The 7594-nt window shown below is 68.3% G+C and carries 9 protein-coding genes; 3 read left to right on the forward strand and 6 right to left on the reverse strand.

Annotated features, from left to right (window positions below; translation table 11 throughout):
• The 5 genes from adh to Q0R23_RS14605 form a co-directional block, all read right to left on the reverse strand.
• On the reverse strand, positions 1–1388 hold a 1388-nt coding region (gene adh, locus Q0R23_RS14585; protein ID WP_293914116.1), incomplete at its 3' end, for an aldehyde dehydrogenase.
• Between the two features lie 127 nt (positions 1389–1515).
• Positions 1516–2001, reverse strand: coding sequence for a 2-amino-4-hydroxy-6-hydroxymethyldihydropteridine diphosphokinase (folK, locus tag Q0R23_RS14590; protein WP_293914117.1), 486 nt, complete (start codon positions 1999–2001; stop codon positions 1516–1518).
• A 6-nt stretch (positions 2002–2007) separates the two neighbouring features.
• On the reverse strand, positions 2008–2406 hold the full coding sequence (folB, locus tag Q0R23_RS14595; RefSeq protein ID WP_293914119.1) for a dihydroneopterin aldolase: 399 nt from the start codon (positions 2404–2406) through the stop codon (positions 2008–2010).
• A 239-nt stretch (positions 2407–2645) separates the two neighbouring features.
• Positions 2646–3506 carry a dihydropteroate synthase gene (folP, locus tag Q0R23_RS14600; protein ID WP_293914120.1) on the reverse strand — a complete coding sequence of 287 codons (861 nt, stop codon included), beginning with the start codon at positions 3504–3506 and terminating at the stop codon, positions 2646–2648.
• A gap of 3 nt (positions 3507–3509) precedes the next feature.
• The gene (locus tag Q0R23_RS14605; RefSeq protein WP_293914121.1) at positions 3510–3863 is read right to left on the reverse strand and encodes a histidine triad nucleotide-binding protein; all 354 of its coding nucleotides are present in this window, start codon (positions 3861–3863) and stop codon (positions 3510–3512) included.
• 49 nt (positions 3864–3912) lie between these two features.
• On the opposite strand from Q0R23_RS14605, the gene Q0R23_RS14610 reads away from it, so the two are divergent.
• Complete coding sequence (locus tag Q0R23_RS14610; protein ID WP_293914122.1) at positions 3913–5010, forward strand: SDR family NAD(P)-dependent oxidoreductase; 1098 nt, start codon at positions 3913–3915, stop codon at positions 5008–5010.
• 291 nt (positions 5011–5301) lie between these two features.
• Here the strand turns inward: Q0R23_RS14610 and Q0R23_RS14615 are convergent, their stop codons facing one another.
• Positions 5302–6270 (reverse strand): LysR family transcriptional regulator, encoded by a 969-nt coding sequence (locus Q0R23_RS14615; RefSeq protein ID WP_293914123.1) that lies wholly within the window; start codon positions 6268–6270, stop codon positions 5302–5304.
• A 125-nt stretch (positions 6271–6395) separates the two neighbouring features.
• Between Q0R23_RS14615 and Q0R23_RS14620 the strand changes: the two genes are divergently transcribed.
• The gene (locus Q0R23_RS14620; protein WP_293914124.1) at positions 6396–6704 is read left to right on the forward strand and encodes a hypothetical protein; all 309 of its coding nucleotides are present in this window, start codon (positions 6396–6398) and stop codon (positions 6702–6704) included.
• A 120-nt stretch (positions 6705–6824) separates the two neighbouring features.
• Positions 6825–7594, forward strand: a 770-nt coding sequence (locus tag Q0R23_RS14625; protein ID WP_293914125.1) for a ferritin-like domain-containing protein, incomplete at its 3' end; no start/stop codon positions are given.

Below are 7594 nucleotides of genomic sequence, written 5' to 3' on the forward strand. Positions count from 1 at the left end.
GTCCAGACGCGCCCGGCCTGGATGCCGCGCCCGAAACGGTAAGCCTTGTTGATGTCGCGGGTCCAGACGCCCGAACCCAGGCCGTACAGCGAGTCGTTGGCGATGGACAGCGCGTCGTCGTCGTCCTTGAAGGTCGTGACCGACAGCACCGGCCCGAAGATCTCCTCCTGAAAGATGCGCATCTTGTTGTGGCCCTCGAAGACGGTGGGCTCGACGTAGTAGCCTTCCGAGAGGTCGCCGCCGAGCAGTGCCCGCTGGCCGCCCGCCAGCACCCTGGCACCCTCCTGCCGCCCGATATCGAGGTACGAGAGGATCTTTTCGAGCTGGTCGTTGCTGGCCTGGGCGCCGATCATGGTCGCCGGGTCGAGCGGGTTGCCCTGCACGATGGCCGCGACGCGCTTGAGGGCGCGCTCCATGAAGCGGTCATAGATCGATTCGTGAACGAGCGCCCGGCTGGGGCTGGTGCAGATTTCGCCCTGATTCAGCGCGAACATGCAAAACCCCTCCAGCGCCTTGTCGAAGTAGGCGTCGTCCTCGTTCATCACGTCGGCGAAGAAGATGTTGGGGCTCTTGCCGCCGAGTTCCAGCGTCACCGGGATGATGTTCTCGGAGGCGTACTGCATGATGAGTCGCCCGGTGGTGGTCTCACCGGTAAAGGCGATCTTGGCGACGCGGGTACTGCTGGCCAGCGGCTTGCCCGCCTCGACCCCGAAGCCGTTGACGATGTTCAGCACGCCGGGCGGCAGGATGTCGGCGATCAGCTCGGCCACCATCAGCAGGGTCGTGGGCGTCTGCTCGGCGGGCTTGATGACCACGCAGTTGCCCGCCGCCAGGGCCGGGGCCAGCTTCCAGGTCGCCATCAGCACCGGGAAATTCCAGGGGATGATCTGCCCGACCACGCCCAGCGGCTCCTGGAAGTGGTAGGCCACGGTGTCGTTGTCGATCTGGCTGATGCCGCCTTCCTGAGCCCGGATGGCGCCCGCGAAATAGCGGAAGTGGTCGATGACCAGCGGCATGTCGGCGGCCATCGATTCGCGCACCGGCTTGCCGTTTTCCCAGGTCTCGGCGACGGCCAGCATTTCCATGTTCCGTTCGAGCACGTCGGCGATTTTCAGCAGCATGTTGCTGCGCTCGGTGACGCTGGTGCGGCCCCATTTCTCGCGGGCGGCGTGCGCGGCGTCGAGGGCCAGCTCGATGTCTTCGGCAGTGGAGCGGGCGACCTGGGTGAACACCTTGCCGGTGACCGGCGACGGGTTACCGAAGTATTGCCCGCGCACCGGGGCGACCCACTTGCCGCCAATAAAGTTGTCGTACTGGGGCTTGAACTGCACCTTGCTACCAGGCGTGTTGGGTTGAGCGTACACCAGCGGTCTATCGATTACCGTCATGCTGTGCCTCCGTGAATTTTGGGTGTCTCAAGTCTAGCGCCGGGGAATCAGAAAGAAGTAAGCGGGGCCGGTTTTTTCCTCCACATCGAACTGACTTTCAGGGCACACGAGCCGGGAGGAGAACCGTTCAGCCATCCGCCTGCTCAGCGTCCCTCACGTCCAGTCGGGAGAGCGCGGCGGCGACGGTCTGTCCGGTCAGCGGGTGCGGGTACTCCGGCGCGATTTCCGAGAGTGGCCCCAGCACAAAGGCCCGTTCCCAGGCGCGGGGATGCGGCAGGGTCAGGCGCGGCGTGTCCAGAATCAGCTCGCCGTACGCGATCAGGTCGAGGTCGAGCACGCGGGCGCCCCAGCGTTCCCGCCGGACCCGTCCGTAGCGGGTTTCCAGATTCAGCAGGGCGCTGAGCAGGGCTTCCGGGGGTAAGTCGGTGCCCAGTTTCAGCGCGGCGTTGAGGTAGTCCGGTTGACCAGGCGGGCCGCCCACCGGAGCCGTTTTATGGAAGCTGGAGACAGCCAGCACGCTGCCGAGCGCCCTCATCTCCCCCGCCGCCCAGTCCAGCGCCGATAGCGGGTCGCCCAGGTTGGCGCCCAGGGCGATCAGGGCCGTCTGTGTCATAACAACTCAGTCACGGCTGGTCTTGAAGCCCAGTCGCCCCGGACTGACCTCGGCACGGCTGAGGTGCAACTCGGCGTAGACGTCCTCGAAGACGCCCGGCAGCGGTGCGTGGGGCTTGTGGACCCGGATGGTCACGGCGCTGAGCAGCGGCTGGGCTTCGAGCAGGGCGCGGGCCAACCGGGCACTCAGGGCTTCGAGCAGCCGCCAGCGCTCACCCTGAATAATGCTGGCGATCAGGTCGTAGACGGCGGCGTAATTGACCGCCTGCGCGAGTTCGTCGCTGATGTCGGCGAAGTCGTAGTGCAGTTCGGCGTCGACGACGAAACGCGCCCCAAAAACAGATTCCTCGGCATACACCCCATGCCGCCCGTGAAACGCCAGCCCGCTGAGAACGACCCTACCCATAGAGCGGTAGTATGCGCCATCGGGGGCGAGGCGAAACCGGGCCTATCCTTTTCGAGTGGCAATCACCCAGGGCAACGAACCCCCCACCCGCTACGCAGGAGCCCCCCTCAAGGGGAGCTGCCTGCGAAGCAGACTGACTCGCAGAGCTGCGCAGCAGAGGGGTGATACCCAGCGTCCCCGTCCAATAGAGAGACACCTCCTGTCCCGCGCACCGCGCACCCCTTCACCCCTTCACCCCTTCACCCCTCCAGCGCCTCCTGCACCCTCAGCCCGCGCCGGTGCCCCAGCACGTCGTGGACGCGCAGCAGGGCGGCGCCGCGCCGGGCGCTGTGCAGATGCAGCGCCAGGCTGGCCGCGTCGCGCGTGTCGGCAGGGGCGTCCGGTTCGCCCGACAGCACGCCCAGCATTCGTTTGCGGCTGGCCCCGATGAGCACCGGCCAGGGACCGGCGGTCAGCTCCGGCAGCGCCCGTAGCAGCGCCAGATTGTGCTCCAGCGTCTTGCCGAAGCCGATGCCTGGATCGAGCAGCACGCCGGGAACGCCAGCCGCCAGGGCACGCGCCGCGCCAGTTCGCAGGAACCCGAAGACCTCGGCCACCACGTCGTCGTAGTGAGGGTTATGGTGCATGATGCGCGGCGTGCCCTGCATGTGCATGAGCAGGGCGGGGGCGCCGTGCTCGGCGCAGACCTGCACCATCCGGGGATCGCGCAATCCCGAAACGTCGTTGACGAGGTGGGCGCCCGCATCCAGGGCGGCGGCGGCGACTTCGGGTTTCATGGTGTCCACACTGATGAGCGCCCCGCTGCCGCAGAGGCCACGAATAACCGGCAGCACGCGGTCCAGCTCAGTCTCGGTGCTGACCGGCTCGGCGCCGGGGCGGGTGCTCTCGCCGCCGATGTCGAGGATCAGGGCGCCCTCGGCGTGGAGTTGCCGGGCATGATCCAGGGCCGCCGCCGGGCCGCGTCCGCCGTCAGAGAAGGAATCCGGCGTGACGTTGACGATGCCCATCAGGCCGCAGGTGCTCCAGCGCACCATCCAGACGCCGCCTTCACGCAGCGCACCGGGCACCGGGCGGCCAAAACACAGCTCGAAGCCGTCCATAAGCTACTGACCGAACCCCACGGCTGAGCCCTCGTCCCAGCCGCCCAGCACGTGGATATGGGTATGAAAAACCTCCTGACCGCCGCCTGCGCCGACGTTGACGATCAGGCGGTAATCGGCCAGATGCAGCCGCGCCACCTTGATCGCCGTGAGCCACAGTCGGCCCATCTGCGCCTCGTTCCCGATCTCGTCGAGGCGGGTGCTGAGCTGTTTGGGAATGACCAGCAGGTGTACCGGAGCTTTCGGCGCGATGTCGCGAACGGCGATGTACCCCTCGTCCTCGTAGACGATCTGAGCGGGAATCTGGCGGGCGATGATGCGCTCGAAGAGCGTCGGGGCGGCCTGGGCGTTGTCCATGTCTTTACTCTAGACGCCGCAGGCCGCCCCCGGCGTGCAGACTGGGAGCATGTCCGGCTCCTCTCCCCGCCAAGGCGGCAGCAAACCCAGTCCAAGCGGCAGCAAGCGCACTCCAAGCGGCAGCAAACGCACCCTGCTGCTGGTCGCCGCCGCGCTGATCGCCGCCCGCCGAGTGTTTGCCCCACCGTATTCGCTGGCCGGTAAATCGGTGCTGATAACCGGCGGCTCGCGGGGGCTGGGGCTGGCGCTGGCCCGCGAGTTCGCCCACCGGGGCGCCAACCTGACCCTGCTGGCCCGTGACGCCGCCGAACTGGAGCGGGCCGTGGGCTTGCTCGGCGCCTCCGGGGCGCTGCTGCCCGGCCAGGTCCAGACGGTTCAGGTCCAGACGATTCAGGTCCAGACGGTGACCGGGGACGTGACGGTTCAGGCCGACATCGAGCGGGCCATTCAGGCGGCGGCGGACCGCTACGGGCACCTCGACGTGGTGGTCAACGTGGCGGGCGTCATTCAGAGCGGGCCGCTGGACAACATCAGCGAGGCCGACTTTCGGGAATGCATGGAGGTCAACGCCTTCGCGCCGCTGAACGTGACGCGCACGGCGCTGCCGTACCTGCGGGCACGCGGCGGGCGGGTGCTGATCGTGGCGTCGGTGGGTGGCAAGGTGGCGATTCCGCACCTGAGCAGCTACTCGATGAGCAAATTCGCCGCTGTGGGGCTGGGGCAATCCCTGCGGGCCGAACTCGCCCAGGACGGCGTGAGCGTCACCACCGTGTGTCCGGGGCTGATGCGCACCGGCAGCCCGCGCCACGCCACCGTCAAGGGCCAGCACCGCCGCGAGTACGCCCTGTTCGCCACGCTGGACAACCTGCCCGTCATCTCGCTGGACGCCCGCCAAGCGGCCCGGCGCATCGTACAGGCGCTGATTCGCGGCGACGCCGAGGTGATGATCGGCGGCCCGGCCACGCTCCTGAGGCTGTTTCAGGCCCTGGCCCCGCAACTGAGCGCCGACGTGCTGGCACTGAGCAACCGACTGCTGCCGGGGCCGTCGAGCAGTGACCTGGCCGTGATGGGCCGCGACGCCGAGAGTGCGCTGACGCGGGCCAACCCGATCAAGTCGGCGGCGGAGAAGGCGCTGAACGAGGGCTGAGGGAGGGAGAGGGCAGCGGAAGGCGGTACGCGGGAAGCGGGGATGAGCTGCGCTCACGAAAGACCCCTCGCCCCAGCCCTCTCCCCGGTGGAGAGGGAGTCTCAACGCCGACGAAGCTGATGCCGCCCGGCATTTTCTGGCGTGGATAGAACGCTGCCTGCTGCTCCACCGGTCGGCTGGTTTTCGCACCGTCACCCTACCTGCACCGTCACCCTACCCACACCGTCGCCCCGCCCCCAGCCGAGCGAGCCAGACCCGCTTTCCCCGCGCATCCCATGCCTCCCGCACCCCTCACCGCCCCAACTGCTCGCGCACCGCTTCGGCCAGCGCCCGGACGTGCGGCAGCCCGGCGCGACCAGGGCGGATGGCCAGGCCGATGACGCGCTCCAGGTGCTGACCGTTCTGGCTAGGGGGCAGCGGCAGGGCGACCAGCGTGTCGCGCAGGCCGCGCAGGGCCAGGCGCGGGAAGACGGTGTAGCCCAGCCCGTACTCGACCATCGAAAGAATCACGTCGTCCTCGTCGATCTCGCTGACCTGGGGGCCGAGGCCGCCCTGGGAGCGCATGAAGTCGAGCACGCGGCCATACGGCCCACTGGTCAGCGAGGGAATCAGCAGCGGCTGGGCCTTGAGGTCGCTCCAGGCAGGCGGGGCGCCGTGCGGGGCAGCCAGAGCGGGCAACACCACCAGATACGAGTCGCGCAGCAGCACCTCGAACAGCAGCCCGCTGCCTTCAGGCTGCTCGATCAGGCCCACGTCGGCCTCACCGCTGGTCACGAAGCGCACGCCGCCCTCGCCGTCGCGCCCGGCGTCCAGCACGCGGATGTGCAATGCCGGATGCTGGGTGTGCAGTCGCCCCAGCGCGGGTGCCAGCAGGTGCTGACCGATGCTGCGGTACGTCGCCACCGTCAGTTGGCCGCTGAGCGCTGCCGCCGGGTTGGCGGCCAGTTGCAGGTCCTGCACGGCGAGGAGCGCGTCGCGGGCGTAGCCGATGACCCGGCTTCCGGCAGCGCTCAGGCTCACACCGACCCGGCTGCGGATCAGCAGCTCCTGACCCAGCGCGACTTCCAGGGCACGCACGCCCTCGCTGAGACTGCTCTGCGACATGCCCAGCCCGGCAGCCGCCGCCGAGAAACTGCCCTCCTCGGCCACCGCCACGAACAGCCGGAGCTGAGAGAGGGTCAGGAACGGCAACCTGGCAGGCAGCTTGGGCGCCGGGCCAGACCGTGAACGTGAGCGGAGCGCGGGGTTGGGCCTGGGCATGACGCTCAGTCTAGGGGACGAGCGACCTGAGCGCCGCCACGTTGTATCGGCGACACCGATGCTTCTTGTCAATAGCGGGCTTACAACCGATGGACAGCGTTCCAGTGCAGGCGCAGACTATACACATGACCTTCACCCTGCCCCGTTTGCACCGCCCTAATCAGGCGAGCAGCACCCACCTTCAGCCTGCCCCCGTTCAGGCGGCGCCCGTTGCGCCCACCTCCGTCACCGACGTGTACATCGAGGTCGTATTGCCCGCCCGGCAGGCGCTGCCCCGCGTGCCCGGCTGGCAGCTCCGGCTGTGGCCCACCGCCAGCCTCGGTGACGCGACCTTGCAGGCCCATCCGGACGGCCCCCAGGTGTCGGTGGCCAGCCTGACCGACGCGCTGCACGCCCAGGGCATCCAGACGCTGGGCCTGACGCGGCGGCGCTGAAACCGAGTTGCCCACCGGGGCGTGAGGTTCTGGTGAACATCCACTCCGGCGCCGCGCCGCATATAGCTTCCTGACGAACGCCCCTCCATACGCTGGAGCGGGCCGCCAGGAGGAACCACTATGAGCGACAAGACTATAAGCGAAACCACCATGAACCGCCGCGCCGCCCTCGGAACACTCGGCAAACTCGGCCTGGGCGCCGCTGCCCTGGGCCTGAGCGGCAGCGTCCTGGCCGCGCCCGCCAAGAACATCGACGGCGACGTGCTGAACTTCGCGCTGAACCTCGAATACTTAGAGGCCGCCTTCTACCTGGCCGCCGTGGGCCGTCTGGGCGAGTTGCAGGCCATCGGCGGCTCGGCCCCGATTGCGCTGCCTGCCGGACTGGACCGGGTGTCGGGCGTGCAGTTCAAAGACAGCAGCGTCCAGGCTTTCATGAACGCCATCGCCGAGGACGAGCTTCAGCACGTCAAGTTCCTGTACGGCGCACTGGGCAAGGGCGCCGTGGCGCGTCCGGCGCTCGACCTGGCCGGAGCCTTCGACGCGGCGGGCATGGCGGCTTCGGGCGGCGCCATCAAGGGCTTTAACCCCTACGCCAACGAGCTGTTCTTCTTGCACGGCGCTTTTATTTTTGAAGACGTGGGCGTCACCGCCTACAGCGGCGCGGCCACCTTGTTGACCAACCCGGCCTACCTCCAGGCGGCGGCGGGCATCCTGGCCTCCGAGGCGTACCACGCGGGCGCCATCCGCACCTTCCTGTACCAGCGTAGGGACCAGGCGGCGGCGGCGGGCCTGAGCGTCGAGCAGGTCATCGGCGCCATCAGCGCCCTGCGCGCCAAGGTCGGCGGCGGCAAGGACAAGGGCCTGACCGAGAATGGCCGCGCCATCAGCAC

This window comes from Deinococcus sp., from assembly GCF_025362455.1.
GTDB lineage: Bacteria > Deinococcota > Deinococci > Deinococcales > Deinococcaceae > Deinococcus.

Excerpts from the sequence above, each read along its gene's own strand:
- Q0R23_RS14615 (WP_293914123.1), bottom strand. The coding sequence starts at position 6,270 with ATGCCCAGGCCCAACCCCGCGCTCCGCTCACGTTCACGGTCTGGCCCG.
- Q0R23_RS14610 (WP_293914122.1), top strand. The coding sequence starts at position 3,913 with ATGTCCGGCTCCTCTCCCCGCCAAGGCGGCAGCAAACCCAGTCCAAGC.
- folP (WP_293914120.1), bottom strand. The coding sequence starts at position 3,506 with ATGGACGGCTTCGAGCTGTGTTTTGGCCGCCCGGTGCCCGGTGCGCTG.
- Q0R23_RS14620 (WP_293914124.1), top strand. The coding sequence starts at position 6,396 with ATGACCTTCACCCTGCCCCGTTTGCACCGCCCTAATCAGGCGAGCAGC.
- folB (WP_293914119.1), bottom strand. The coding sequence starts at position 2,406 with ATGGGTAGGGTCGTTCTCAGCGGGCTGGCGTTTCACGGGCGGCATGGG.
- Q0R23_RS14605 (WP_293914121.1), bottom strand. The coding sequence starts at position 3,863 with ATGGACAACGCCCAGGCCGCCCCGACGCTCTTCGAGCGCATCATCGCC.
- folK (WP_293914117.1), bottom strand. The coding sequence starts at position 2,001 with ATGACACAGACGGCCCTGATCGCCCTGGGCGCCAACCTGGGCGACCCG.